Source organism: Azospirillum sp. TSH100 (assembly GCF_004923295.1).
Taxonomy (GTDB): Bacteria; Pseudomonadota; Alphaproteobacteria; order Azospirillales; family Azospirillaceae; genus Azospirillum.
On record NZ_CP039636.1, the window covers coordinates 694,879 to 719,295 of the forward strand.

General features: G+C 65.9%; 21 protein-coding genes. 12 read left to right on the plus strand and 9 right to left on the minus strand.

The annotated features are described in order from the left end of the window. Window positions 1–202 precede the first annotated feature (202 nt). Both E6C72_RS20665 and E6C72_RS20670 read left to right on the plus strand, forming a co-directional pair. The gene (locus tag E6C72_RS20665; protein ID WP_109087035.1) at window positions 203–988 is read left to right on the plus strand and encodes an SDR family NAD(P)-dependent oxidoreductase; all 786 of its coding nucleotides are present in this window, start codon (window positions 203–205) and stop codon (window positions 986–988) included. A gap of 32 nt (window positions 989–1,020) precedes the next feature. Next, window positions 1,021–1,302 (plus strand): GNAT family N-acetyltransferase, encoded by a 282-nt coding sequence (locus tag E6C72_RS20670; protein ID WP_109087036.1) that lies wholly within the window; start codon window positions 1,021–1,023, stop codon window positions 1,300–1,302. Here the strand turns inward: E6C72_RS20670 and E6C72_RS20675 are convergent. The 3 genes from E6C72_RS20675 to E6C72_RS20685 form a co-directional block, all read right to left on the minus strand. After that, window positions 1,299–1,970, minus strand: coding sequence for a cupin domain-containing protein (locus tag E6C72_RS20675; protein ID WP_109087037.1), 672 nt, complete (start codon window positions 1,968–1,970; stop codon window positions 1,299–1,301). The genes E6C72_RS20670 and E6C72_RS20675 overlap by 4 nt on opposite strands. Continuing rightward, on the minus strand, window positions 1,967–2,491 hold the full coding sequence (locus E6C72_RS20680) for a sigma-70 family RNA polymerase sigma factor (RefSeq protein ID WP_247875840.1): 525 nt from the start codon (window positions 2,489–2,491) through the stop codon (window positions 1,967–1,969). The genes E6C72_RS20675 and E6C72_RS20680 overlap by 4 nt, the downstream gene beginning before the upstream one ends. Before the next feature lie 176 nt (window positions 2,492–2,667). Next, a complete protein-coding gene (locus tag E6C72_RS20685; protein ID WP_136700820.1) occupies window positions 2,668–3,906 on the minus strand; it encodes an MFS transporter in 1,239 nt (412 codons plus the stop codon). A gap of 256 nt (window positions 3,907–4,162) precedes the next feature. On the opposite strand from E6C72_RS20685, the gene E6C72_RS20690 reads away from it, so the two are divergent. The 3 genes from E6C72_RS20690 to E6C72_RS20700 all read left to right on the plus strand — a co-directional run bounded on the left by E6C72_RS20690 (window position 4,163) and on the right by E6C72_RS20700 (window position 7,418). Continuing rightward, entirely contained in the window at window positions 4,163–4,969 is an 807-nt protein-coding gene (locus E6C72_RS20690; RefSeq protein ID WP_247875553.1) for an enoyl-CoA hydratase/isomerase family protein, read from the plus strand. Between the two features lie 315 nt (window positions 4,970–5,284). Then, complete coding sequence (locus tag E6C72_RS20695; RefSeq protein ID WP_247875551.1) at window positions 5,285–6,466, plus strand: glycine betaine/L-proline ABC transporter ATP-binding protein; 1,182 nt, start codon at window positions 5,285–5,287, stop codon at window positions 6,464–6,466. Next, window positions 6,459–7,418 carry a proline/glycine betaine ABC transporter permease gene (locus tag E6C72_RS20700; RefSeq protein ID WP_109084799.1) on the plus strand — a complete coding sequence of 320 codons (960 nt, stop codon included), beginning with the start codon at window positions 6,459–6,461 and terminating at the stop codon, window positions 7,416–7,418. Before E6C72_RS20695 ends, E6C72_RS20700 begins: the two co-directional genes overlap by 8 nt. A 2-nt stretch (window positions 7,419–7,420) precedes the next feature. Here E6C72_RS20700 and betI read toward each other — a convergent pair whose 3' ends face one another. Continuing rightward, complete coding sequence (gene betI, locus E6C72_RS20705) at window positions 7,421–7,996, minus strand: transcriptional regulator BetI (protein WP_109084798.1); 576 nt, start codon at window positions 7,994–7,996, stop codon at window positions 7,421–7,423. Window positions 7,997–8,166: 170 nt separating this feature from the next. Between betI and E6C72_RS20710 the strand changes: the two genes are divergently transcribed. The 6 genes from E6C72_RS20710 to E6C72_RS20735 all read left to right on the plus strand — a co-directional run bounded on the left by E6C72_RS20710 (window position 8,167) and on the right by E6C72_RS20735 (window position 17,395). After that, window positions 8,167–9,141, plus strand: coding sequence for a choline ABC transporter substrate-binding protein (locus E6C72_RS20710; RefSeq protein ID WP_109084797.1), 975 nt, complete (start codon window positions 8,167–8,169; stop codon window positions 9,139–9,141). A gap of 229 nt (window positions 9,142–9,370) precedes the next feature. Then, complete coding sequence (locus tag E6C72_RS20715) at window positions 9,371–12,058, plus strand: ATP-binding protein (protein ID WP_109084796.1); 2,688 nt, start codon at window positions 9,371–9,373, stop codon at window positions 12,056–12,058. Beyond that, window positions 12,059–13,681, plus strand: a complete 1,623-nt coding sequence (locus E6C72_RS20720; protein WP_109084795.1) for an ABC transporter substrate-binding protein — start codon at window positions 12,059–12,061, stop codon at window positions 13,679–13,681. A gap of 46 nt (window positions 13,682–13,727) precedes the next feature. Further along, on the plus strand, window positions 13,728–15,152 hold the full coding sequence (locus E6C72_RS20725; RefSeq protein ID WP_109084794.1) for a GGDEF domain-containing response regulator: 1,425 nt from the start codon (window positions 13,728–13,730) through the stop codon (window positions 15,150–15,152). A 382-nt stretch (window positions 15,153–15,534) separates the two neighbouring features. Further along, on the plus strand, window positions 15,535–16,512 hold the full coding sequence (locus tag E6C72_RS20730; RefSeq protein ID WP_109084793.1) for a pyridoxal-phosphate dependent enzyme: 978 nt from the start codon (window positions 15,535–15,537) through the stop codon (window positions 16,510–16,512). A gap of 226 nt (window positions 16,513–16,738) precedes the next feature. Continuing rightward, a complete protein-coding gene (locus E6C72_RS20735; RefSeq protein WP_109084792.1) occupies window positions 16,739–17,395 on the plus strand; it encodes a YitT family protein in 657 nt (218 codons plus the stop codon). An 18-nt stretch (window positions 17,396–17,413) separates the two neighbouring features. On the opposite strand, the gene E6C72_RS20740 is transcribed toward E6C72_RS20735, so the two are convergent. The 4 genes from E6C72_RS20740 to E6C72_RS20755 form a co-directional block, all read right to left on the minus strand. Beyond that, complete coding sequence (locus tag E6C72_RS20740; protein ID WP_109084791.1) at window positions 17,414–18,136, minus strand: beta-lactamase hydrolase domain-containing protein; 723 nt, start codon at window positions 18,134–18,136, stop codon at window positions 17,414–17,416. 79 nt (window positions 18,137–18,215) lie between these two features. Then, window positions 18,216–19,214 (minus strand): hypothetical protein, encoded by a 999-nt coding sequence (locus E6C72_RS20745; protein ID WP_109084790.1) that lies wholly within the window; start codon window positions 19,212–19,214, stop codon window positions 18,216–18,218. Between the two features lie 5 nt (window positions 19,215–19,219). Then, window positions 19,220–20,263: a hypothetical protein gene (locus tag E6C72_RS20750; RefSeq protein ID WP_109084789.1), complete on the minus strand. Its 1,044-nt coding sequence runs from the start codon at window positions 20,261–20,263 to the stop codon at window positions 19,220–19,222. Window positions 20,264–20,372: 109 nt separating this feature from the next. Beyond that, window positions 20,373–21,887, minus strand: a complete 1,515-nt coding sequence (locus E6C72_RS20755) for a bifunctional UDP-sugar hydrolase/5'-nucleotidase (RefSeq protein WP_109084788.1) — start codon at window positions 21,885–21,887, stop codon at window positions 20,373–20,375. A 175-nt stretch (window positions 21,888–22,062) separates the two neighbouring features. Here E6C72_RS20755 and E6C72_RS20760 point away from each other — a divergent pair, with 175 nt between their 5' ends. Continuing rightward, window positions 22,063–22,761 (plus strand): type 1 glutamine amidotransferase, encoded by a 699-nt coding sequence (locus tag E6C72_RS20760; protein WP_109084787.1) that lies wholly within the window; start codon window positions 22,063–22,065, stop codon window positions 22,759–22,761. Here E6C72_RS20760 and E6C72_RS20765 read toward each other — a convergent pair. Next, on the minus strand, window positions 22,718–24,370 hold the full coding sequence (locus E6C72_RS20765; protein WP_109084786.1) for an NTP transferase domain-containing protein: 1,653 nt from the start codon (window positions 24,368–24,370) through the stop codon (window positions 22,718–22,720). The two genes, E6C72_RS20760 and E6C72_RS20765, sit on opposite strands and share 44 nt — an antisense overlap. Window positions 24,371–24,417 lie beyond the last annotated feature (47 nt).

The following is a 24,417-nucleotide window of genomic DNA, read 5'->3' on the forward strand; positions in this document are numbered from 1 at the left end:
TCCGGAAAGCCAAGAATCCGGGCTCATCCGATTGCAGACGGTGGCCCATGGACCGTCAGTCTAGCAGACCATCCCAACGAATCAAGTTTTCGGAATATAGTTCCATTAAGCGGAATTAAAGACGATTTGCCCGATTCAGGGAACTGATCGGTGCAGGCGAAGGTTGGCACTCGCGTCGAAGGTCAGTGGTCGGAGCTCAGTTATGGATTTGACGGGGAAGGTGGCGCTGGTCACCGGTGCGGGATCTGGGATCGGCAAGGCGTCGGCGGTGCGCTTCGCCCAGGCCGGCGCAAGTGTCGGCGTGCTCAGCCACACCGCCGACGAGATTGCCAAGACCGCCGACGAGATCAAGGCCGCCGGCGGGAAGGCGCTGGCGCTGACCGCGGATGTTGGCGACGAAGCGGCGATGCATCACGCTGTGGGGCGATTGGTGGGAGAGTTCGGGCGACTCGACATCGTCTTCGCCAATGCGGGCATCAACGGCGTCTGGGCGCCGATCGACGATCTGACGCCGGATGAGTGGGACCGTACCATCAACACCAACCTGCGCGGCACCTATCTGACGCTGCACCACGCGGTTCCGCACCTGAAGAAGGCGGGCGGCGGCTCGGTGATCGTTACGGCCTCGATCAACGGCACCCGGGTGTTCAGCAACACCGGCGCCACCGCCTATTCCTGCACCAAGGCGGCCCAGCTCGCGATGGTCAAGATGCTGGCGCTGGAACTGGCGCCCAGCCGTATCCGCGTCAACGCCATCTGCCCCGGCATCATCGAGACGGATATTCCGGACAACACCAGGATGCGGAATATTGAATCGGTGAAGGTCCCGATCGAGTATCCGCAGGGTAAGGTGCCCCTGACCGGCGGCAAGTCCGGCGACAGCTTCGACGTGGCGGAGCTTGCGCTGTTCCTGGCGTCGGACCGGGCCAAACACATAACCGGCACGCCGGTCTGGATCGACGGGGCGGAATCCCTGATGGTCGGCTGACGTCTCTGCAATCACCGAAGGCGAAAGACATCATGAGCTTGCACGACAAGGTGCGGAACAACGAGGAACTTGGCCGGTACGAACTGACCGTTGCCGGCTCGACCGCGCTGGTGACCTACGATATGCGGGACGGCAAGATCGCCCTCACCCACACCGAGGTGCCGGGCGCCCTGACCGGTCAGGGAGTGGCGTCGGAACTGGCGAAGGGAACCCTGGACGACATCCGGGCCAGGGAACTCAAGGTGTTGCCGCTGTGCAGCTTCATCGAGTCCTACATCAAGCGCCACCCTGAGTATCAGGATCTCGTCGGCTAAAGTGGTTCGCCGTCCTCGCCGAGGAAGATCAGGTCACCGTCCAGCAGGAAGAGGCAGATGCAATCTTCCTCGCTTGCGCCGAAAGCATGGTGGTCGGTGCCGGCGACATACTGGGCCACGTCGCCCACCGCGTAGCGGCCATATTCGTCATGGAAGGCGCCCTGGAGAACCAGCAGCAATTCGTCGGCGGTGTGGCGGTGTGCCGGGACCGGGGCGCCCGAGGCCATGCGCAGCAGGCGGATCGTCGTACCGGACAGGGTGCGCTCCCACCCCGACAGCCAGACGCCTTTTGCAATCTCCCGCCAGTTCCCGTCATCGGTCGGGGTGTCGATCGCCTCCGGCAGCCAGCCGCGCAGAGGTTCCGGCACCAGCCGTCCGCAGATCGATCCGGCATTGGGCTGCTTGAGGACGTCGCTTCCCGCCGGCGGGGGACCGGCGGCCAGCAGGCTGTCCATGCCGTCAAGCAGAGCCTCCAACGCTCCATGGTCGGCGCAGGGCAGGTCCCCGAACCACTCCCCGCATAGCGCCTCATAGGAGGCGACGCGCTGGCGGCAATCCGGACAATAGGCGAGGTGGGTCGCCACCAGCAGAGACTTGCCTGCCCGCTCCTGCCCGCTGGCATAGCCGATCAGAAGCTGGTCGTCCGGATGGTGGAGCGGCAACGTCACGCCTTGTCCCTCATGCTGCTTTTCAAATGCTGAAGCGCCAGCCGCAGCCGGGTCTTCACCGTTCCCAAAGGCACCGCAGTGTCCTGGGCAATCTCCTCGTGGGTCTGTTCCAGGAAATACGAACGACGCAGCACTTCGGATTGGTTTGCCGCGAGGCTGCCGATCGCATCCTGAAGCTGGCGGCTGCTTTGGACCAGTTGGGCCGACTCCTCCGGAGTGGCGCGGGAGGCCGGGATCATCGCCGGATCGTCAGGATCGGGGGCCGGGCGCGTTTCCTTGCGCAGCCGGTCGATGCGCCGGTTGCGGGCGATGGTGAACACCCAGGTGCCGACGGCGGACTGGGCCGGATCGAAGCTGCCGGCCTTCAGCCAGACCGTCAGCATCACGTCCTGGACCAGTTCCTCAGCCGTGCTACGGTCGGCGCCGAGCTTCTGGCAATATTGCAGGATTTTCGGAGCGAAATGGCGGAACAGCGCGGCGAATGCCGTGCGGTCGCGATGCTGCGCCACGGCATCGACCAAGGCCCCGAGCCGGCCGGCGTCCGGGCTCTCTGGTCGGTCCTGGTCCGACGGCCCCGGAACCAGGGGCTCGCGCGAAAACGGCATGCAACCACCAATCAGCATTCCACCGTGCGGCAGCTTACCCTGAACTCCTTGACGGAACATTGCGAAAATCGTTCGTGTGCGATTGGCGCACCTCAGCGTGCCTTCAGGGCACTCATCGGATCGAGGGGAGAGACGGTGGGGGTGGTCTGCGGCAGGGGGCGGAAGGCGGCCTGCGCCTCGGCAGGCAACGGCGGGCGCATCCGGGTTCGCCACAGGCCGTAGACGGTGGCGGACAGCGCGCCACCCGCCACGAAGCTGAACAGGCCGGCCGGTCCGGTCATGGTCATCAGCGCAGACGCCACCGGCGGGCCGATGATGGCGCCGACCGAATTGGCCAGGATCAGGCCACCGCTGGCCGATACCATGTCGTCCCGTCGGACGTAATCGTTTGTGTGGGCGAGGCAGACCGGATAGAGCGTGAAGGCCAGCCCGCCGAACAGAGGTGCCACCAGAAACAGCGCCGACGATCGATCCTGCCCGGCGGCGGCGATCATGACCAGACTGGTCAACGACAGGGCGGCCGACAGGGCGATGATGACACTGCGCCGGTCGAAGCGGTCCGACAGCCGGCCGAGCGGCCATTGCAGCGCCATGCCGCCCAGGATCAGCACCGACATGAACAGTGCCGTCCCCGATATCCCAAAGCTGGATGCGGCACCGAACACCGGGGCAAGCCCGTAGATCGACCCGGTGATCGCCCCGCTGATGAACACTCCAGCCACCCCCAGCGGTGAGCTTTGGTAAAGCCGCCGGATGCCGAAGGACGAGACGTTCGGCAGTTGCGGCGGAATGGTCCGCGTCAGCGCCACCGGAACCAGGGCCAGCGTCAGCAGGATCGACACGATCATGAACAGCCGCAAGCCGGCCTCGTCATCCAGTCGCAGCAGTTGCTGCCCGACGCCCGACGCGCCGTACAACGTCACCATATAGGCCGACAGAAGCTGCCCGCGGCTTTCGTTGGTGGCGGTGCCGTTCAGCCAGCTTTCGATGCACATGTAGAGCCCGGCCATGCAGAATCCCTGGATCAGGCGCAGCATGGCCCAGAGCGGTGCATCCACGAACAGTGCGTGCGACAGCGCCGCGACCGACACGACCGAGGCGAAGGCGGCGAAGGCCCGGATATGGCCGACGCGGGTGATGATCCGATGCGCATAGAGCGACCCCAGGGTCAGTCCGGCATAAAAGGCCGCGGTGATCATCCCGACCGCCGTGGCGCCGGAGGCGGTCGCCGACAGCCGAAGCCCGATCAGCGTCGACAGGGCGCCATTCGCCAGCATCAGACAGGCGACACCCAGCAGAAGCGAGGCGACCGAACGAACAACCGGTGGCATGCCGTCCTCCGCCTTCCGTCAGCGCTTCTGGGCCGGCGAGCTGGTCTGGATCCGACGATGCATGGCGGTTCTCCCAAATGTCCGTTCGCAGGCAGGAACCTAAGTCCTATCCCCGGTTCCAACAGCCAAGCCATGGATTTGGTCCGTCACCGCAGGTGGCTCCAGGGATGTGGTTGACCATTAGGTCAACCGAACCATTGACAGCCCATGCCGATCGGCAACATACCGTCTGACGGGGAAAGTTCTGGGAGATGCCATGATGTCCGACACCGCCTCACCGGTCCTGCTCGTCCGCGAGGGGGCCGTATCCTGGATCCGGCTGAACCGCCCCGGTGTGCTGAACGCGCTGGACGAGGCGACCGCCGCAGCTTTTCTGGAGGCCTGCCGTAGCGTGGCCGAAGAAGGCGGAAAAGGGCCGACACGGGTGCTGGTGATCGCCGGCAATGGCCGCGGCTTCATGGCCGGCGGCGATGTCGGCCGTTTCAACGACGATCCCGGCGCTGCCCCGGCCGTGGCCGGCGCCATCATCGTCCATCTGCATGGGGCGTTGCGTGTTCTCGATCGGCTGGACGTGCCGGTTCTCGCGTCCGTCCACGGACCGGTGGCGGGGGCGGGGATGAGCCTCGCCAGCGCCGCCGACCTCTGCATCGCCGCCGACGATGCCAAATTCACCATGGCCTATGCCCGCATCGGCGCCACGCCGGACGGGTCGGGCAGCTTCCACCTGCCTCGGCTGGTCGGTCTTCGCCGCGCCATGGAACTGGCGATGCTGTCGGACGTGGTCGACGCGGCGGAGGCCCTGCGGATCGGTCTGGTCAACCGGGTGGTGCCGGCGGCATGCCTGGCGGAGGAGACGGCGAAACTGGCAGAGCGGCTCGCCAGCGGACCGACCGCCGCCTATGCCGGCATCCGCCATCTGATGCGGCAGTCCTTCGAACGGACGCTGGACGAGCAGTTGGACGCCGAGCGCGACCGCTTTCTCGCCACCGCCACCACCAGCGATTTCATCGAGGGCGTCGGCGCTTTCATCGCCAAGCGCAGGCCGAATTTCACCGGCCGCTGACCCAACTCGTCATGATGGTGGCCGATGCGGTGCCGGAGCAGCCCGGCGCCGCGTCCGACATGGTCTTCGAGCGGAGTGCAAGGGGGAATAAGTTCTCGCCGTCGCGGGGCGGGAGACTGAAGTGAAATCCAGCTTCAGGTTTTTCATTGAACGATCAATCAAAATAAAATCCGCATTCGGGCGCGACCAATTGCGCGATGGCACCATCAAAATGCAGGTTTCCTGAACGCAGCTATCGACCGCGCCCCTCGTCTCGGGGCAATCTACGGCCCGATTGCCTTCACCCTGGTCTGTTGCGTTCCGGAAGCCTTGCCCATGACGATGATCCTGCCCACGCCCACCGCTTCGTCTTCGACGGCGACTGGACAGGTGCGTCTGGCGGTGCGTGGCCTGCGCAAGGTCTTCGCCGACGACCCCCGTCCGGCGCTTGAGATGCTGCGCCGCGGGGCCACCAAGGCGGAGGTGCTGCAACGGCTGAACGTCAATGTCGGCGTGGCCGAGGCCAGCTTCGACATCCGGGCCGGTGAGATCTTCGTCATCATGGGTCTGTCTGGATCGGGCAAATCGACCATCATCCGGTTGCTGAACCGCCTGATCGAACCGTCGGAGGGTGAAATCCGGCTGGATGGCCGCGACCTGACCGCTCTGCCGTACGGCGACCTTGTCGAGGTGCTGAGGCGGGACATGAGCATGGTCTTCCAGTCCTTTGCCCTGCTGCCGAACCGCACCGCGCTGGAGAATGCCGCCTTCGGGCTGGAGGTCGCCGGGGTGAAGCGGGCGGACCGGCGCAAGGCGGCGCTGGCGGCGCTGGAGCGGGTCGGGTTGTCGGACTATGCCGACCGCTTCCCGGACGAGTTGTCGGGTGGCATGCAGCAGCGCGTCGGGCTGGCCCGCGCGCTGGCCAAGAATCCGACGATCATGCTGATGGACGAGGCATTTTCCGCACTCGACCCGCTGATCCGCAGCGACATGCAGGACGAGCTTCTCCGGCTCCAGCGCGAGGATGCCCGCACCATCGTCTTCATCTCCCACGACGCGGAGGAGGCTATGCGGATCGCAGACCGCATCGCGGTGATGGAGGACGGCCGCATTGCCCAGATCGGCACCCCGGCGGAAATCCTGCGGGCGCCGGCCGACGACTACGTCCGTGCCTTCTTCCGCGGCGTCGATGCTTCGCGCGTGCTGCGCGCCCGTGATCTCGCCCGGCCACCGGATGAGGGAGATCCGGGCGAACCGGGACGCTATCGTTACCGCACCGATGCGGCGGGCCATTTCCGCGGTGTTCTGGCCGGCGATGGCACCTCGGCTCTGTTCGGGCTGGAGCCGGTGGCGGCCGACACGCCGATCCATGCGCTTCTCGGCCGGGTCGCCGCGGCTCCCTGTCCGCTGCCGGTGGTGGACGCCGACGGCCGCTTTCTCGGCGTGATTTCCCGTGCGGTGCTGCTGGCGGCCCTCGACCGTGGCAAGAGCGCCGGGCGCGAGGTGCGGCATGGCTGACATCACGCTGCTCGACATCGGCCCGCTTGACATCGAGTGGCTGAACGAGACCATCGGCGGCGGCATCGCCCGCGGGTCCGAATGGCTGGTGACGACCATCCTCGATCATGGGCAGCCGGCGCTGACCCTGATCGCCGCGACGGTCGATGGGCTTGGCGAGGCGCTGGACGGGCTGCTGCTGGGGGTGCCGCCCTGGCTGCTGGCGCTGCTGCTGTCGGCGGTCGCGCTGTGGCGGGTCGGGCGCGGCTTCGCGCTGTTCACCCTGCTGTCGCTGGGCGGGATCTATGTGATGGGGCTGTGGGAGCCGACGGTCTCCACCCTCGGTCTCGTCCTTGCCTCCACCGTGCTCAGCCTGATCGGCGGGGTGCCGCTCGGCATCTGGATGGCACGCAGCAAGATCGCCGATGGGGTGGGCAAGACGCTGCTCGACCTGATGCAGACGATGCCGGCCTTCGTCTATCTGATCCCGGCGGTGCTGTTCTTCGGGCTGGGCCGGGTTCCGGGCATCATCGCCACCGTGGTCTTCGCCATGCCGCCGGCGGTACGCCTGACGGCGCTGGGCATCCGGCAGGTGCCTGCCGAACTGGTGGAGGCCGGTCGTGCCTTCGGCTGCCGCGACCACCAGTTGCTGTTCAAGATTCAGCTTCCCAACGCCCTGCCGTCGATCATGGCCGGGGTGAACCAGACCATGATGATGGCGCTGTCGATGATTGTCGTCGCTTCGATGATCGGCGCCGGGGGGCTCGGCAACGTGGTGCTGCAGGGTATCCAGCGGCTGGACATCGGACTCGGCGTGCAGAGCGGGCTGGCCGTCGTCCTGCTGGCCGTCGTTCTCGACCGCATCACCCAGAGCTTCGGCCGGGGCATGGGACGGGGCATAGGCCGGGGGGTGGGCCAGAGGAATGGCCGCCGCACCGCTGGAACGGCAAAGCGGCGCTGGTGGCGGCGGTGAGGTCAGGCGTTCAGTTCGGAATCGAGATAGCCCAGCGCCACGGCCCGGGCGGCGCTGCCGTCGATGGCGCCGGTCAGGGCGAAGCGCAGCCACAGCCCGTCGATCATCGCCGCCAACCCGACTGCCACCCGTTCCGCCCGCTCCGGCGGCAGCAGCGGGCGCAGGGCATGCAGCAGATTGGAGTGCAGCCGGCGGGCATTGATCCGTTGCAGCCGCGACAGCGCCGGATTGTGCGGTGCCTGGGCCCAGAAGCCCAGCCAGGCGGCGACCACCCGCGGCTCGAACTGGCCAGGAGCGAAGTTGCAGTCGACGATTGCCTCCAGCCGGGCACGCGGCGAGTCGGCGGTCGCCAGTCGCTGGGTCGCGTCGTCGCGCAGTTGTTGCAGCATGCTGCGCATAGTCGCGGCCAGCAGTTCGTCCTTGCCGCCGAAATAGTGGTGGATGATGCCCGGCGAGACACCGGCCCCGCGGCTGATCGTCTGGACCGTGGTGTCGACCAGCCCGTGCTCGCCCATCGAGGTGATGGTGGCGTCGATCAACTGGCGGCGGCGGATCGGTTCCATTCCGACTTTGGGCATGGGGCGGGCGGTCTCCTGTCCTTTTCCGCCAAGGCGCTTCCAACCGGAACCTTGGCTTGCTTCGCAACAAATGCGCCATTTTCGCCGCCCCGTCGATGATGAAAACGGTAATCCGCCACAACGCGGACCCGAACGACCAACTGGAACGACAAGAAAGAGGAGTTGAGGATATGAACGGATGGAAGGCTCTGGCCAATGGGATTGCCGGCGCGGGCATCGCCGTGGTCCTGGCGCTAGGTGCCGGCGGGGCGCTGGCCGCCGAGCCGGCCGCCTGCAAGACGGTGCGCTTCGGCGATGTCGGCTGGACCGACATCGCGGCGACGACGGCGCTCGCCTCCGTCACGCTGGACGCGCTCGGCTACAAGCCGACCACCACGATGTCGTCGGTGCCCCTGGTCTACACCGGCCTGAAGACCAAGTCGCTGGATGTCTTCCTCGGCAACTGGATGCCGACGATGGAGCCCTTCATCAAGCCGGTGCTGGAGGACGGCTCCGTCGAGGTGACGCGTGTCAATCTGGAGGGCGCCAAATACACGCTCGCCGTGCCGAAATACGCCGCCGACGCCGGGCTGAAGACCTTCGCCGACATCGCCAAGTTCAAGGACAAGCTGGGCGGCAAGATCTACGGCATCGAGGCCGGCAACGACGGCAACCTGATCATCGACAAGATGCTGAAGGCCGACGCCTTCGGCCTCAAGGACTTCAAGCTGGTGGAATCCAGCGAGGCCGGCATGCTGGCCGAGGTCAAGCGGGCGACCCGCAACAAGGGCTGGGTGGTCTTCCTGGGTTGGGAACCGCACCCGATGAACAAGAGCTTCGAGCTGACCTATCTGGAAGGCGGCGACGACTGGTTCGGCCCCAACCTGGGCGGCGCCACCGTCGCCACCAATGTCCGCAAGGGCTATGCCGCCGAATGCCCCAACGTGGGCAAGCTGCTGTCCAACCTGTCCTTCACGCTGGCGATGGAAAATGCCGTGATGGACGACATCATGAACGGCAACAAGAAGCCGGATGCGGCCGCCAAGGCCTGGCTGAAGAAGAACCCGGACGTGCTGAAAGGCTGGCTGTCGGGGGTCACCACCATTGATGGCAAGGATGGGCTACCCGCCGTGCAAGCCAAGCTCGGAATCGCGGCAAAGTCGTGAAATGTCGACAGAAGGGATCGTTTGGGGCGACCATTCGCCCCATCCGACCTATCCCCTTTTTTCCGGAAGCTTTATCCCTTTGCCGCCGTTCATTGCTCTGCTAAGGCCGATGAGGTTCTGAGTGCGGAGCGTTCGTGGCGGATCGCCCTTCAACCTCTTCCCAATGCCTGCCCGTCACCCGGCACTCTTTCCGGGCCGCCGGCGCATGTGACGGCGTGGCGGAACGCGCATGAGGATTCGCTCGCGCATCGCTGTTGTCGGGGGCGTACCGGTCGTGGTCGCGGCGGTGATCGCGGTGGCGGGCGGGCTGCTGCTGGGCCGCAGCGAGCGGGTGTACGAATCGGCGGTGCTCGCCGGTTCGGTCTATCGCGACGTGCTGGCGGCGACCGCTGCCCGCATCGATTATCTTCAGGTGGCGCCGGCCGACCGGGCCAGCCGCGCTGAACGGTTCGAGAAGATGTCGGACTCGGCGGCGGCCGAGCTGCGTCAGCTGGACAAGGCCGGATCCGCCGACACCCACCGGGCGGAAGTGGAGCGGGCGACTGTCGTGCTGGCGCGCTATGTCGACCAGATGCGCAGCTTCATCCAGGTGACGGCCGCCAACGATGCCGCCGTGGCCGACATGGGGCTCCACTCCGCCACCCTGATGGCGCTGACCGATCGCGCCCGCGAACGCCAGCATGCCGCCAACGTCGACTCGCTGGGATCGCTGACCGAGGCGGACCAGCGGCTGCGCGACAGCCGCGACGTGGTCGACGGCGCCCACGAACTCCGCGAGGCGATGCTGGATTTGCAGCGTGCGGAGGCCCAGCATGTCGCCGCGCTTGGATTCGGAATGGGCCTGTTCGGCAATGGTCGCCCTCTGACCCAGGCCGATTTCCGCATCGCCATCGACAGGCTGACGGCAACCGCTGACCGGTTGCAGGCGGCGCTGGGGCGGACCGATCCGCTGGTCGACCGTTATCCGGCGAAGCAGGCCGCCGCCCGCTATGCGGCCACGGTCGCTGATCTGCAGGTCGCCGTCGGGGAACTGCGTACCGCCCAGGCCGAACGCGATGCGGCGCTGAGCCGATTCGAAGAGGCTGTGCAGGCTGCCGCGGGGCCGGGAGCCGAAGAACCCCAAGGCCGGACCTCCCCCGGCGCCCTGGGCGAGCGGATGCTGGCGGAACATGTCGTCCATACGCTGCCGGTGGTGCGGGCGCTGGTGCTGACCGGAACGCTGGATCGCCAGCCGGACGTCACCTTCCTGTCCTCGCTGCTCCCGTCCCTGCAACCGCCGCTGGAGGCGCTTTACCAAGTCCAGGCACGCGCCGCCGCGGCTCAGCGGGCGCTCGAAGCGGCGCAGCGTGCCGGCGCGCAGGCGGCTTCGGCGATCGAGGCGCTGACCGCCCGCATCCTGATGGTGAAGGCCACCGGATACACGGCGATCCAGGACGAGGTGGTGCAGCTGATCGCCTACGCCATCCAGGCCAACGACACCGAGCAGGAGACACAGAACGTCGCCGTCGTGGCACTGCGTCTGGGCCGGAGGGCCGCCGACGCGGTGGCGGTGCGCGACGCTGAGGAGGCCGACCGCATCGTGGCCGATGCCGGCACTCTGCTTGAGACGGTGCGCAGCCTCCCCATGTCGCCGCTGTTGCAGGATGAAGTGCTGTCGGCCATCCGCAACTGGCGTGACAGCCTGCGCCGCACGTCCGACGGGCTGCGCAGGCTGAACCAGCTGCTGATCGCCATGGATCGCGACGCCGGCGCCCTGGTCGAGACCGCCCGGCAACTGGACGAGACCTTCCGGGAGGAAGCCGCGCGCATCGGCGAGCTGCTGACCCGCATTCTGCTCGTCGGTGCGACCATCGGCCTGCTGCTGGCCGGCGGCGCCGCGGCGGTGGTGGCGCGGTCGATCAGCCGGCCGGTGCTGCGCCTGCAACGGCAGATGACCAGTCTGGCGGAGGACCCATTGGCCGGACCCATCGACGGCACGCGGCGCCAGGATGAGTTCGGGGCGATGGCGCGTGCCGCCGCCTTCTTCATCCGCGAGATCGGCCTGCGCGAACAGGCGGCCCGACAGGCGAAGGACCGTGCCGACCGTGCCCTCGAAGACTTGCGGCGCACCCAGGCCGACCTGATCCAGGCGGAGAAGATGGCTTCGCTGGGTGGTCTGGTTGCCGGCGTGGCGCATGAGATCAACACGCCATTGGGCAATGCCCTGATGGGCGCCACCCATTTGCAGGACCGCTTGACCGACTTGGCCCGGCAGGCGAGCGGGGGCAACCTGCGCCGCAGCGACTTCGCCGAGTTCCAGGATACGGCGGATGAAATCGCCCGGCTGCTGGTGCTGAACCTGCAGCAGGCCTGTGAACTGGTGCAGAGCTTCAAGCAGGTCGCCGCCGACCAGACCAGCGGCGAGGAGCGGCTTTTCCTGCTGAAGCCCTATCTGGAGGATCTGGCGACGAGCCTCAGCCCGTCCTGGCGGCGGGCAGGGCACACTCTGCGGGTCGAATGCCCGGAAGCTGTTGAAATCGACGGCTATCCCGGTGTTCTCGCGCAGATTCTCACCAATCTGGTGATGAACTCCATCACCCATGCCTATCGGGAAGGACAGCGGGGGCAGCTGCTGATTTCCGCCACCGAGGACGCTGCCGACATGGTGACGCTGGTCTACAGCGACGATGGCCGTGGGATCGGACCCGCTGATCTCGGGCGGGTGTTCGATCCATTCTTTACGACCCGGCGCGGTGCTGGCAGCACCGGACTCGGCCTTCATATTGTTTATAATCTCGTGGTTAACCGTCTTGGTGGAAAGATCACGGTGGACAGCCGTCCTGATGATGGCGTGCGGTTCACCATTCGCTTTCCACGACGATTTGCCACTGATAACATGACATTGGTCGCCGCAGTGCCATCGCCGCTGGAGCAGTGAATGCCTTTGCCGCTGAAGACGTTGACGGGGACTCTTGCAAAGGGGGCGATCGTTCTTGTCGGGCTTGCCGCGATGTCCGGCACGGCGTTGGCGGAGAAATCCCTCGTCTACTGCACCGAGGGAAATCCGCAGAGCTTCAACGCGCAGATCTCTACATCCGGCACCACCGTGAATGCGGTCACTCCGCTGTTCAACAATCTGGTCGAAATGGGGCCGGATGGGCAGATCATGAACAGCGGCCTGGCGGAATCCTACACGATCTCGGCCGATGGTCTCGTCTATGATTTCCATCTGCGTCGGAATGTGAACTTCCATTCCAACGATCTGTTCACCCCGAGCAGACCGCTCAATGCCGATGACGTTCTGTTTACCTTCGAGCGTCAATGGAATCCCGACCACCCCTATCATAATGTCGGGGCGGCGACTTATGACTACTTCAGGGATATGGGGCTGCCAACCCTGTTGAAGTCGGTGGTGAAGCTCGACGACCACACCGTCCGCATCACTCTGGATCACCCGGAGGCCCCCTTCCTGGCCGATCTGGCGATGCCGTTCCTGTCGATCCAATCCGCCGAATATGCCGATGTCCTTATGAAGGCCGGCCGGAAGAATTTGATCGACGAGATGCCGATCGGAACGGGGCCGTTCCGGCTCGTGTCCTACCAGAAGGACGCGGCAATCCGTTACAAGGCTTTCGATGGCTATTGGCGGGGGCGCCAACCGCTGGACAACCTGATCTACTCGATCACGCCGAACATCGCGGTGCGCCTGAACAAGCTGCGGTCGGGCGAATGCCATGTGATGATCTTCCCCAACCCGGCCGAACTGGGGAACATCGAGAAAGACCCGAATCTGGTGCTGGAGCAGCAGGACGGGCGCAACGTTGCCTATATGGCGTTCAACACCCGCAAGCCGCCGCTGGACGATGTGCGGGTGAGGCGGGCGATCACACTGGCGATCGACAAGCGCACCCTGGTCGACGCTGTCTATCAGAATGGCGGACTGCCGGCCAAGAATCCGATACCGCCCGGGATGTGGTCCTACGACGACAGCATCGAGGATTATCCGTTCGACCCGGCCGAAGCCCGCCGCCTGCTGGTCGAGGCAGGCTATCCCGAAGGCTTCAGCCTTGACCTGTGGTACACGCCGGTGACGCGCCCCTACCTGCCCAGCGGCAAGCGCGCCGCCGAGATGATCCGCGAGAATCTGGAACGCGTCGGGATCAAACTCACCCTGAAGACCGAAAGCTGGGGCAATTATCGCCGCCAGGTGACGCAGGGCGATCAGGACATGGTCCTCTATGGCTGGACCGGCGACAATGGCGATCCGGATAATTTTCTCTATTTCCTGCTGAACTGTGGCGCGGTCCGCCCCGGTGGTGCCAACATCGCGAGATGGTGCAATCCCGATTTCGAGGAGCAGATCACCAAGGCCAAGGTGACCAGCGATGTCGCCCGCCGGACCGCCCATTACCGGGAGGCCCAGCGGATCTTCCATCGGGAAACCCCCTGGTTCCCGATTGCGCACTCCATCATCGTCGTCGCCCACCGTAGCGAGGTGAAGAACTACACGAACAACATTTTCAATCAGGATTTTTCAGGTGTCGACATCGAGGCCCGGTGAGTACAGGCTTATGCAACCTTCAACTGGGCAAATCCCGGCAGGTGACATGTCGCCCGACGATCTGATGTTCCAGGATGACGAGGCCGGACCGGTGCCGGACCGGACGTCGGCGGCCGCCATTCCCTGGCCGGTTCTGGTTGTCGACGATGACGAGCAGGTCCACGCGATGACGCGCGTGCTGCTGAACGATTTCGAATTCCAAGGCCGCCGCTTTGCTATCGTCAGCGCCTATTCCGCGGCGGAGGCGCGGACGATCCTGGCTGGGCGGACCGACCTGCCCGTGGTGCTGCTCGATGTCGTGATGGAGACCCAGGATGCGGGCTTGCGTCTGGTCCATCACATCCGGCGCGATCTGGGCAATCGGCACATTCGCATCATCCTGCGCACCGGCCAGCCGGGGCAGGCGCCGGAGCGTGACGCCATCGTTGCCTATGACATCAACGACTACAAAAGCAAGGCGGAGCTGACCGCCCAGAAACTGTTCACCAGTCTGGTCAGCGCCGTGCGCGGCTGGTGCGATCTGGTCACCATCGAGACGCTGAACCAGTCGCTCGAACGCCGCGTCGCCGAACGCACCGCGGAACTGGAGCGGCAGACCGCGCTCGCCGACGAGCAGCGACGCTTCATCGAGAATCTGGTGGAGCTTATGCCGAGCCCGGTCTGGTACCGGGACTTCGCCGGTCGCTATGCCCTGTGCAACCGCGCCTTCCGGGAGCTGTTTCCGAACGCCGCCGATAGGATCGAGTGGTCCGCGCGGACCCAGGATGATTCGGATCCGATGCCGGCGGGAACTGACGCCATTTCCTTCGAGACCAGTGTTTCGGGACCGGACGGGGATCCGCGTGAATTGCTGGTGGTGAAGCGCCCGCTGTCCTCGCCTGAAGGTGCCGCCGCCGGGGTGATCGGTATCGCTACAGACATCACCGAGCGCCGGCGGATGGAGCGTGAACTGCACCGTCTCGCCACCACCGATCCGCTGAGCGGCGCTCACAACCGCCGCCATATCCTCGACCTGCTGGAACGGCTGCTGACCGGGCAGGAGGCTGTCGCGGACAGCCGCCAGACCGGCGGTACAGGCTGCCTCGTCATGCTCGACATCGATCATTTCAAGCGCATCAATGACGAGATGGGGCACGGCGCCGGCGACGTTGCGATTCGCAGGGTGGTCGAGGAAATCCGCAGCCATATGCGCGCCACCGACCAGATCGGTCGGATTGGCGGTGAGGAATTCGCCATTCTCCTGCCGGACAGCTCGCGCGCCGACGGTGTGACGATCGCCGAGCGGCTGCGCAGCGGCTTGGCCGCGCTGGCGATCGAACTGCCTGACGGCCGGTGCTTCCAGTTGACCGGAAGCTTCGGCCTGACCGAGGTGCGACCGCTGGGCGATACGGTGGAAAGCGTGCTCGGGCGGGCCGATCAGGCGCTCTACCGGGCAAAGGCGCTCGGGCGGAACCGGGTCGAGGTGACGTGAGGAACCGTACCGGCCTGCGACATTTTGAACGATGACGGCTTGACCGCCGCCTCGGCAACGGGTAAGCACAACATTATGAAGACCACCGACACCATGCGAATGCGAATTACCGGCCCGGCGCTCTGAAGCGTCGGAGAGTTGCCGTTTTCGTGTTCAATGGTCGTGTGGAGTGTGTGGCGTGTTGCTGCACCATGTGGTTTCCGGGACCCTCAATCCGGTTCATGGCAAGTCCAATTCTCCGACCGCTGCTGCGGCGTCGTCTGTTGACGTCGGCTTCGGCGAGCGAATGTGTGGCTCGGCGCGAATTATTCACCCGGTCCGCTGAGGCGGTCCGGGGTACGCCCGTCCTACCCAAAGAATTCGTTCGCCGAGGATTTTCGCGATGTTCACCGCGCATGCCGATTCCGCGCGCACTCTTTCCGTATGCGCCTCCGTCCACAGCCCCGATCTTGAACACCGTCTGCCGGCATGGCTGCCGCTGACGGCGGTGACCGATGCCGCCCGGCGGCTGTCCGGCCAGATCGTCCGCACGCCGCTGCTGCATGCGCCGACGCTGGGAAGCGAATTGTGGCTGAAGGCGGAGGTGTTCCAGGCCACCGGCGCCTTCAAGGAGCGTGGGGCGTTGAACCGTCTGCTGCGGCTGACGGCGCCGGAGCGGGCCGGCGGCGTGGTGGCGATGTCGGCCGGCAACCATGCCCAGGGGGTGGCGCTGCATGCCGCCCGGCTGGGGGTGAAGGCCACCATCGTGATGCCGAAGACGGCCCCCCGTTGCAAGGTGGAGCGCACCGCGGAATTGGGTGCCGAGGTGATGCTTCACGGTGCTACCGTCGGCGAAGCGAAGGGCAAGGCTCTGGAACTGGCGGCGGAGCGGCGGCTGACCTTCCTCCACCCCTATGACGATCCCGATGTGATCGCCGGTCAGGGCACCGTTGGGCTGGAGATCCTGGCCGACCGCCCGGATGTCGACACGGTGGTGGTGCCGGTCGGCGGCGGCGGCCTGCTGGCCGGGGTGGCAGCCGCTGTGAAGGCGCAGAAGCCCTGGGTGAGGGTGATCGGCGTGCGGCTGGCCCGGCGGGGTGGCCCGACGCTGGCCGATGGGATCAACGTCCATGCGCTGGGTAAACTGCCGCAGGCGATTGTTGACACCCTGGTAGACCGCGTGGTCGAGGTGGAGGAGGGCGAGATCGCCGCCGCGATGAGGGCGCTTCACCGCTCCTTTGGCGTGGTGGCGGAAGGGGCTGGGGCGGCAGGAGTCGCCGCGGTGCTTGGGGGGCGGCTGGGGCGGACCGGGCGGACGGTGGCGGTGCTGTCCGGCCGCAACGTCGATGGCGACACGCTGGCGCGGACTTTGGCGGCGTGATTTCCCATCCGTCGATTGTTCTGTGAACTCCTTTGTCGCCTCCGGTCTGTGGGAAAGGATTGGGTAAGGGGATGGCGGTTGGCACCAAAGGACCGCCTCCTCACCCATGCCCCTGCAAAACGCATAGCTCACCTCTTCGACGAAGCGAAGTATGGATAGGTCAGCAGAAATGACCTATATTGGTCGTCGCGTGTAAACACACAGGCGACACCGAGGGGTAGCTGGCATGACGAACAATTCCGCCTCGACTATTTCGTCATCCCCTGCATCGACGACTTATGAGCGCCCACGCGCTGCGCATAGTGTCTTTGATAATTTGCAAGGGCAGTTGTTTGGCGTCGTCATGACCTCGTTCGGAATTGCCATTCTTCATGCCGCCGGGCTGGTCACCGGGCAGGCTGCAGGGCTGGCCTTTGTGATTTCTTACGCGACAGGAGTCGATTTTGGAACGCTGTTCTTCCTGGTCAATCTACCCTTCTATTTTCTTGCGCTGGCTCGCATCGGCGTCGGCTTTACGGTCAAATCGCTGATCGCGGTGACCGGCATCGCCGTGCTGTCCGGCCTGCTGCCGTCGATGATGAGCTTCAGCGTCATCAACCCCTTTGTCGCGGCAGTGCTTGCCGGCTTTTGTGTCGGGATCGGGGTGATCGGGCTGTTCCGTCACGGTGCGAGCGGAGGCGGTGTCGGCATCCTCGCCTATTACCTGCAAGAGAAGACCGGCTTTCGGGCGGGCTGGTTGCAGTCGCTGTTCGATCTGGCGGTGTTCTCGGCCGCCGCCTTCGTGCTGGACTGGCCGGCGCTGCTGGCGTCGATCCTGGGAGCGGCTGTGCTGAACGCCTTCGTCGCCTTCAACCATCGCGCCGACTGGTATGTCGCCCGCTGACGGAAGCGGGTCGCGTCGTTATTCGCGGCCCAGCACCCGGTCGACCACGGCGTCCGCCCATTCGCGCGATCGGAAGCTCGCCTTGGCCTCGACCGGGTCATAGACACGCTCGACCCAATCCCAGAAGGCGATCGGGCGTTTCTGGTTGTAGGCGGCGTACAGCTCGAAGAAATAATCGAGAATGCCTGTCTTCGCCTGCTTGAAGTGGCCATACTTCCAGGACAGCTGCTTCATCGCCTGGTCGAGCGGCTGGCCTTCATGCGCGAACAGATACAGCGTCGACATGAAGCCCGCGCGGTCCGCTCCCGACTTGCAGTGCATCAGCGCCGGATAAGTCATGGTCTTGAACAGCTCGCGCGCCTTCAGAAGGGTTTCCTTCTTCGGCATGTCGCGGGAGTTCACAGGGAAATCGACCAGTTCCAGCCCCTGGGCGCGGCAGGCCTCCCCCTCCAGGATGTAGGAGGCGCAGTCGCGGGAGCCGCGCAGGTTCAGGATCGTCTTCACCCCATTGCGCGCCGCCGCCGCGATGTGCGACGGCGAGGGCTGGCTAGCCCGGTACATATTGGGGGAGATGCGGTAGGTGTTGGAGTAGATAAGCCGGAAACAGGCGTGGTCGATGAACACGCTTTCAATATGGCCGAGTGCCCGCTGCCACGGCGTTGCCATGCGGCTGCGGTTGCGCTTGATCGCATCGGCCAGCGCGGTGGTGGTGACCGCCCGCAGGGTGCTTTTCTTCGCCAACTCAAACCTTCCGACTCTGACGGAACGCCAACATAGGCATGGTCGGCGATCCGTCAAGAACCCCATTACGCCAAACGGCTCAGGCCACCCTGTCCTGCAGCCGCACATACATGCCGTACTGGGCGGCCAGCGTCAGCACGATTTCCATGTAAAGGTTGATCAGGCCGTTGGCGTAGAAGGCCGGGCAGCCGGTATAATGGTGTTCTCCCGCCATCGCGGTCGGTTCGATCAGGTCGGTGTTGAGGACGATCAGATCCTTGTCCGGATCATAGAGGAAGGCCGACTGGTCGCTGCGCAGCGGGTGGATGGCCTGATGGTCGTCGGCCTCGATCTTTCCCGCCGCCATGAACTGGCACAGCATGCCCAGGCTGCCCATCGCCAGCGGCAGAACCTGCTTCAGGCTGCGGCGGGCGAGGTCGTCATAGGCCGCGGCCTCCAGCCCCGGCCGCAGAAGCGGCGCCGCTTCCACCAGATTCCAGCAGACATGCAGCGCGGTGTGACTGCCGGTCTTTGTGATCGACAGCATGTCGTAGCCGGACGGGCCATGCAGCACCGACTTCTGCAACTCGCGGCCCAGCACATAGCCGGCGGCGGCCATGTCGGTGATCGTCCCCTCCGTCCGGCAGCGATCCTCCTCCACCATTACCTTGATCGCCCAATCCTTGATGATGGCGTCCAGCAGATGGCAGACGGAATCGCGCAGGAAGCCGACCATGCGGTCGGGATCGGCGGCGGCCAGTCCGTCGGGATCGTTGAAGTCCAACCCGTGTGGCGACTCCGGCGGGGTCGACAGCAGCAGATGCCCGGCCTCGTCCAGCGGCATGCGGGCGATGATGTGCTCCCGCAGATCGACATAGAGGAATCCCAGCAGGGTGTTGATCGCGACCTTCTCGTAATCCTCCTTGCGGGTGTCGGCATGGGCTGGGCAGTGGCCGGCCAGCGACAGCAACTCCTCGCTGAGGAGATAGTCCGGCTCCTCGGCGATGCGATGGAGGATGGGCGCGAGGTTGATCCGGGTCATCCCGGCCTTCTCATGCGCACCGGCATAGGTCAGGGCGAAGTCGTTGGTGCGGGCCATCGGGCTCAGCCCTCCTGCAGGCGGTCGTAGACGGAATAGTCGAGTGCCAGCCCGGCGACGATGTCGAGATACAGCTTGATCAGGTTGGTGGTGTAGAAGGCAGGGCAGCCGGTGTAATAGCGCTCCCCCGGCTTGGCGAAGGTGACGATGGGATCGGCGTTCAGCCGGATCAGCCCGTTGGCGTCCAGAACGAAAGCCGTCTGGTCCTTGGGCAGGCGGTGCACGGCCAGCCCGTCGGGCGGCTCTATCCCGCTTTCCTCCATGTAATGGACCAGCATGCCCAGGCTGGCCATCGACAGCGGCACGATCTGTTTCAGGCTGCGGTGGACAAGGTCGTCATAGAAGGCGGCGTCCCGTCCCGGTACCAGCAGCGGTGCGGCCTCCACCATCGCCCAGCAGATGTGGATGGCGGTGTGGCTGCCGGTCTTGGTGATCGACAGCATGTCATAGCCGGCCCGCTGGTACAGCGGCGAATGCTCCAGCACCGTGCGCAGGACGAAGGTTGCCGCCGCCTCCAGCGAGATGGCCCCGGAACCCTGGGAGCGGAAATATTCCTCCTCCTTCACCAAATCGACGGCCCATCCGGTGATCAACCCATCCAGCAGATGGCAGGTCGCGTCGCGCAGGACGGAGCAGAAGACGTCGGGCGCCGCTGCCGCCATGGCGTCACGATCCGCCGGGTCCAACCCGTGCGGCGAGCGCGGTCGGATCGGCAGCATCGGCCTTCCGTCCGCATCGAAGGGCAGATTGCCGGCGATGTGGTCGCGCAGCCGGTTGAACAGCAGGGCGAGCAGGCTGTTGACTGCCACCTTGTCGGCATCGTCCTGGGGGATCGGTGCCGCGCCCGCTGCTGCGCCCTCGGTCTTGCCGGCATGGAACGGGCATTGCCCGGCACCCTGGCGGAAGTCCTCGCTGAACAGGAAATTCGGGTCGGTCTGGATGCGTTGCAGGATGTGGGCGATCGACACCCGGCCCAGCCCGGCTTCGCCATGGGCGGTGTTGAAGGTCTGGGCGAAGTCGTTGGAACGGGCGGTCAGGGTGTCGGACATGCGGCGGCCTTCGGCGCGGATGTAGGGCGGACAGGCTACCCTAAAGGGAAAAGCCCGCCCCGCGCAACGGAGTGACGGTCCAGGGCACGATAATGTCCCGGCCGCTGCGTTATTTTGCCACGATCCTGCCGCCCACCGCCGGGGCCACCGTTTTCTTGGCCTCGACGTAGTTCATCACGATGGTCGCCAGCAACACCGCTCCCGATGCATCGACGATGACTTTGGAACGCGGGAAGGCGGCATAGCCGTCGCCGCCCTTCAGCATGTAATCGTTGGTGGCGACGCGGTAGGTCGCCTGCGGGTCGACCGGCTTGCCGCTGACCAGGATCGAGGTTACCCGCCGTCCTGCCGGCGCCTTCGGGTCGTAGGTCATGGTCAGGCCCGAGACCTGCGGGAAGCGGCCGGCCTTCTCCTCCACCTTGCTGACGCCATGTTCGAGGGTGGAGATCAGATCCTGTCCTGACATTTCCACCAGCACGCCGACATTGCCGAAGGGCAGTTCGGCGAAGATGTCCCTGCGGGTCAGGGTGGAGCCGGAGGGATGCAGCGCATCGGCGCGGATGCCGCCGCCGTTGGTGATTGCGACGTCGGCCTTCAGCGTTTCGCGCAGGGCATCGGCGATCAGGTTGCCCATGCTGGCCTCGCGGCTGCGCACCACGTCCTTGCGGCTGTCGAGTTCGGTCGTCGTGGTGCCGATCACCGCGGCAAGATCGCCGTCCAGGCGCTTGGTGTAACCTTCAACCACCATTTCGACCTCCGGGTCGGCGGGCACGCCGGCGGTGGTGACGAAACGCCATTCGGTCGGGACGGTGGTTGTGGTCAGGCCCTTGCCCGCATCTTTCGTCTCGACCGCCAGCTTTACGACGCCGAGATACTGCGCGTCGTGCCCGGCCTTCAGGATCAGGGTGGAACCCTCGTAGAAGCTGATCGGGTCATGGTCGTGGCCGCCCAGAATCAGGTCGATGCCCTTGACCTTGGACGCCAGTTCGCGGTCGTCCTCGATGGTCAGGTGGGTCAGCGCCACAACGACCGACGCCCCCTTCGCCCGCAACTCCTTCACCGCTGCAGCAGCAGTCTCCAGCACGGGTGGGAAGCTGAGGCTCGGCCCGGCGCTCGACAGGCGTGCGGTGTCGGGGGTGATCAGGCCGAGGAAGCCGACGGTGATGCCGTCGATCGTCCTGGTCCAACTCGGCACCGTGTTGGCGAAGGCGGAGCCGTCAGCCGACCGTACATTGGTGCCGATCCAGGGAAACTTCGATTCGGCCATGCGCTGCTTCAGCAGGTCGGGGCCAAAGTCGAATTCATGATTGCCGAAGGTCACCGCATCGACGCCGATGGCGTTGAACAGCGTGATCATCTGTTCGCCCCGCGTCGTGCCGGACAGCAGCGACGGCGACAGGAAATCGCCGCCGACCGTGGTGATCGCATCGGGGGCGGCGGCGCGTTCCCGCTTCAGCAGGGTCATCAGTGGCCCGAACCCGCCCTGTCCCTTCACCGGCGTGATCTCGTACACGTCGTTGACGTGCAGGAAGGTCAGCGTGCCGGTCTGTGCCCAGGCGGGAAAAGCCAAGCCGACGATGGCGGCGAACAACGGTGCGGCAATGAGTTGGCGGCGGGACAGCATGCGGAAGGGACCTCCGGCAGGAAACGGCCTACAGTCTAGACCAGCTTTCCGCCGCCGCGCATAGCGGCTTTGCATAGCGGGGCATGCGGTCGGCAAAGCCTGTGCCTTGAACTCTGCCCGCAACGGTCTCACAACTTGATGACAACCGTGCCAACGACGCGAGCCGAGCAGACCCATGCGCATTCTGGTCGTTCAGAACAGCCGTACCGCTCCCATCGGTCTGGTGGGCGATGCGCTGACTGAAAATGGCGCCACCCTCCACACCATCGCCGCCAACGAGGGGGAGGCGATCCCCGACAAGGACGGCTTTGCCGGTCTGGTGGTGCTGGGCGGTCCGCAGGACGCCTGGGACGACGAGAAGGGGCCGCATTTCGGGCGGGTGATGGAGACGATCCGCGACTTCACCGACGCCGACCGGCCGGTGATGGGCATCTGCCTGGGCGCGCAGCTGGCGGCCCGCGCCTATGGCGCCAGGGTCTACCGCCACACCACGCCGGAACTGGGCATCCATCGCGTCAGCCTGACCGGCGGTGCGCAGGATGACCCGTTGCTGAGCGGCTTCGGTCCGGAGCTGACCCTCGCCCAATGGCATTACGACACTTTCGAATTTCCCGAAGGCGCCGTGCCGCTGGCCTATAGCGAAGCCTGCGACCGTCAGGCATTCCGTCTCGGCCGCGCCACCTACGCCTTCCAGTTCCACCCCGAGGCCACCGGCGACATCCTGCGCGGCTGGGCGTCGCGCATCCGGGAGGAGGCACGGCAGAGCAATGCCGGGATGCTGCACGGTCTGGAGGATTCGATCGCCACCCACCTGCCGGTGGCGGAGCGCTTCACCCGCGCGATGACCCGGCGCTGGCTGGATCTGGCGCGCTGACAGTTTCGGTGAAGCGGGCCAGCAGGTCGGGGGTGTCGACGTCGTAGAGGATGCCGGCGTCGTCCACCGGCACCTCGCACAGCCGGTCGGCATGCTGGCCGATCAGCCGCTTGGCACCAGCGTCGCCGCTCAGCGCCGCCATCTCGGTGAAGAAGGCGCGGTCCCACAGCACCGGATTGCCCTGCTTGCCATGGGTGGTCGGGATGCAGATGGCGCGGCCTTCCAGCGGGCTGTAGGCGGCGATCAGCCGGTCGATCACCGCGGACGCCACCCGCGGCATGTCGCCCAGGCACACCACCACCGCATCCGACTCGCTCGGCACTGCCGCCAGTCCGGCGCGCAGCGAACTGCTGAGCCCGTCGGCGAAGGCGGGGTTGTGGACGAAGGTCACCGGGCGGTTGGCCAGAGCCCGGGCCACGCTTTCCCCCTGATGGCCGGTGACGACGATGACATTGGCGGCTTGCGAGGCGAGCGCGGCATCGACCGCGCGAGCGACCAGTGGCGTGCCGTTGACCTCCGCCAGCAGCTTGTTGGTCGAGCCCATGCGACTGGACCGGCCGGCGGCCAGCACCAGGGCGGTGACACGCGGCGCCCGTGGCGCTTCCGTCGCTACACCGGCGCGTGGAAGCGGGCGGGTCGGGATTTCGGCCAGCAGCCCGCCGACACCCATCCGCATCACCTCGGCCCGACTTGGCGGAATCCCGGCGGCGATGCGCTGCAACACCCAGTCGAAGCCGTTCAGCTTGGGTGAACGCGCACAGCCCGGCAGCCCCAGCACTGGCTTGCCGTTACGCCTCGCCAGCAGCAGCAGGTTGCCAGGATCGACCGGCATGCCGAAATGCTCCACCACCCCGCCGGCCCGCTCGATTGCGGCGGGCAGCACGTCGCGGCGGTCGGTGATGGCCGACGCGCCGGCGATCAGCAGCAGGTCGGCTGACGGCACCCCGGCGATCTCTGCCGCAAGTGCCGCCACGGCATGGGCGCAGCGCGACTCGTGGATGAGGGTTCCGCCGAGCGCCTTGACCCGCTCCCGCGTCACGGCGACGGTCTTGTCGATTACGCTGTCCTTCACTCCGGGAAGGCTTGTCTGGATCAGTGCCACCGACAGCGGACGATAGGGCAGGACGGCCAGCGGCGGTGGTCCGTCGGTGGCGATCCGCTCCGCCTGCTCCACCGCGGCGGCGGGGGCGGCGAAGGGGATGATCTTAACCGTGGCCAGCATCTGACCGGGTTCGATCGGAGCGAAGTCGGGCAGGGTGGCGATGGTGACGCTCTCGTCGATCTCGTTGATGGCGTCGATGCGGGAGGGCGCGAGGCGCAGCAGGCCATGGGCTTCGGCGAACAGGTTGACGCGCCCGGTGAAGGCGGCGGCCACCTGGACGGCCCGACCTGCCACGGCGGCGGCGATGCGGGTGGCGGCGGCGTCCTCGGCGATGTCACTGTCAGACAGCTTGGCGGCGATCACTTCGGCGATGCCTGCATCGCGCAGGGCTTTGATGTCATCGGCCGACAGCCGGCGGCCCTTCTTGAAGGCGATTGAACCCAGGCGCAGGGAATGAGCGAGGATTGCGCCCTCGGCATCGGACAGGGGAAGCGGGCCGAAGAACATGGGGGCTCCGGATGGGCACGGACGGTGTATGCCCACGGATATGGCAA

Excerpts from the sequence above, each read along its gene's own strand:
- E6C72_RS20710 (WP_109084797.1), top strand. The coding sequence starts at position 8,167 with ATGAACGGATGGAAGGCTCTGGCCAATGGGATTGCCGGCGCGGGCATC.
- E6C72_RS20720 (WP_109084795.1), top strand. The coding sequence starts at position 12,059 with ATGCCTTTGCCGCTGAAGACGTTGACGGGGACTCTTGCAAAGGGGGCG.
- E6C72_RS20755 (WP_109084788.1), bottom strand. The coding sequence starts at position 21,887 with ATGCTGTCCCGCCGCCAACTCATTGCCGCACCGTTGTTCGCCGCCATC.
- E6C72_RS20730 (WP_109084793.1), top strand. The coding sequence starts at position 15,535 with ATGTTCACCGCGCATGCCGATTCCGCGCGCACTCTTTCCGTATGCGCC.
- E6C72_RS20760 (WP_109084787.1), top strand. The coding sequence starts at position 22,063 with ATGCGCATTCTGGTCGTTCAGAACAGCCGTACCGCTCCCATCGGTCTG.
- E6C72_RS20700 (WP_109084799.1), top strand. The coding sequence starts at position 6,459 with ATGGCTGACATCACGCTGCTCGACATCGGCCCGCTTGACATCGAGTGG.
- E6C72_RS20725 (WP_109084794.1), top strand. The coding sequence starts at position 13,728 with ATGTCGCCCGACGATCTGATGTTCCAGGATGACGAGGCCGGACCGGTG.
- E6C72_RS20670 (WP_109087036.1), top strand. The coding sequence starts at position 1,021 with ATGAGCTTGCACGACAAGGTGCGGAACAACGAGGAACTTGGCCGGTAC.
- E6C72_RS20690 (WP_247875553.1), top strand. The coding sequence starts at position 4,163 with ATGATGTCCGACACCGCCTCACCGGTCCTGCTCGTCCGCGAGGGGGCC.
- E6C72_RS20695 (WP_247875551.1), top strand. The coding sequence starts at position 5,285 with ATGACGATGATCCTGCCCACGCCCACCGCTTCGTCTTCGACGGCGACT.
- E6C72_RS20665 (WP_109087035.1), top strand. The coding sequence starts at position 203 with ATGGATTTGACGGGGAAGGTGGCGCTGGTCACCGGTGCGGGATCTGGG.
- E6C72_RS20745 (WP_109084790.1), bottom strand. The coding sequence starts at position 19,214 with ATGGCCCGCACCAACGACTTCGCCCTGACCTATGCCGGTGCGCATGAG.
- E6C72_RS20685 (WP_136700820.1), bottom strand. The coding sequence starts at position 3,906 with ATGCCACCGGTTGTTCGTTCGGTCGCCTCGCTTCTGCTGGGTGTCGCC.
- betI (WP_109084798.1), bottom strand. The coding sequence starts at position 7,996 with ATGCCCAAAGTCGGAATGGAACCGATCCGCCGCCGCCAGTTGATCGAC.
- E6C72_RS20750 (WP_109084789.1), bottom strand. The coding sequence starts at position 20,263 with ATGTCCGACACCCTGACCGCCCGTTCCAACGACTTCGCCCAGACCTTC.
- E6C72_RS20715 (WP_109084796.1), top strand. The coding sequence starts at position 9,371 with ATGAGGATTCGCTCGCGCATCGCTGTTGTCGGGGGCGTACCGGTCGTG.
- E6C72_RS20765 (WP_109084786.1), bottom strand. The coding sequence starts at position 24,370 with ATGTTCTTCGGCCCGCTTCCCCTGTCCGATGCCGAGGGCGCAATCCTC.
- E6C72_RS20735 (WP_109084792.1), top strand. The coding sequence starts at position 16,739 with ATGACGAACAATTCCGCCTCGACTATTTCGTCATCCCCTGCATCGACG.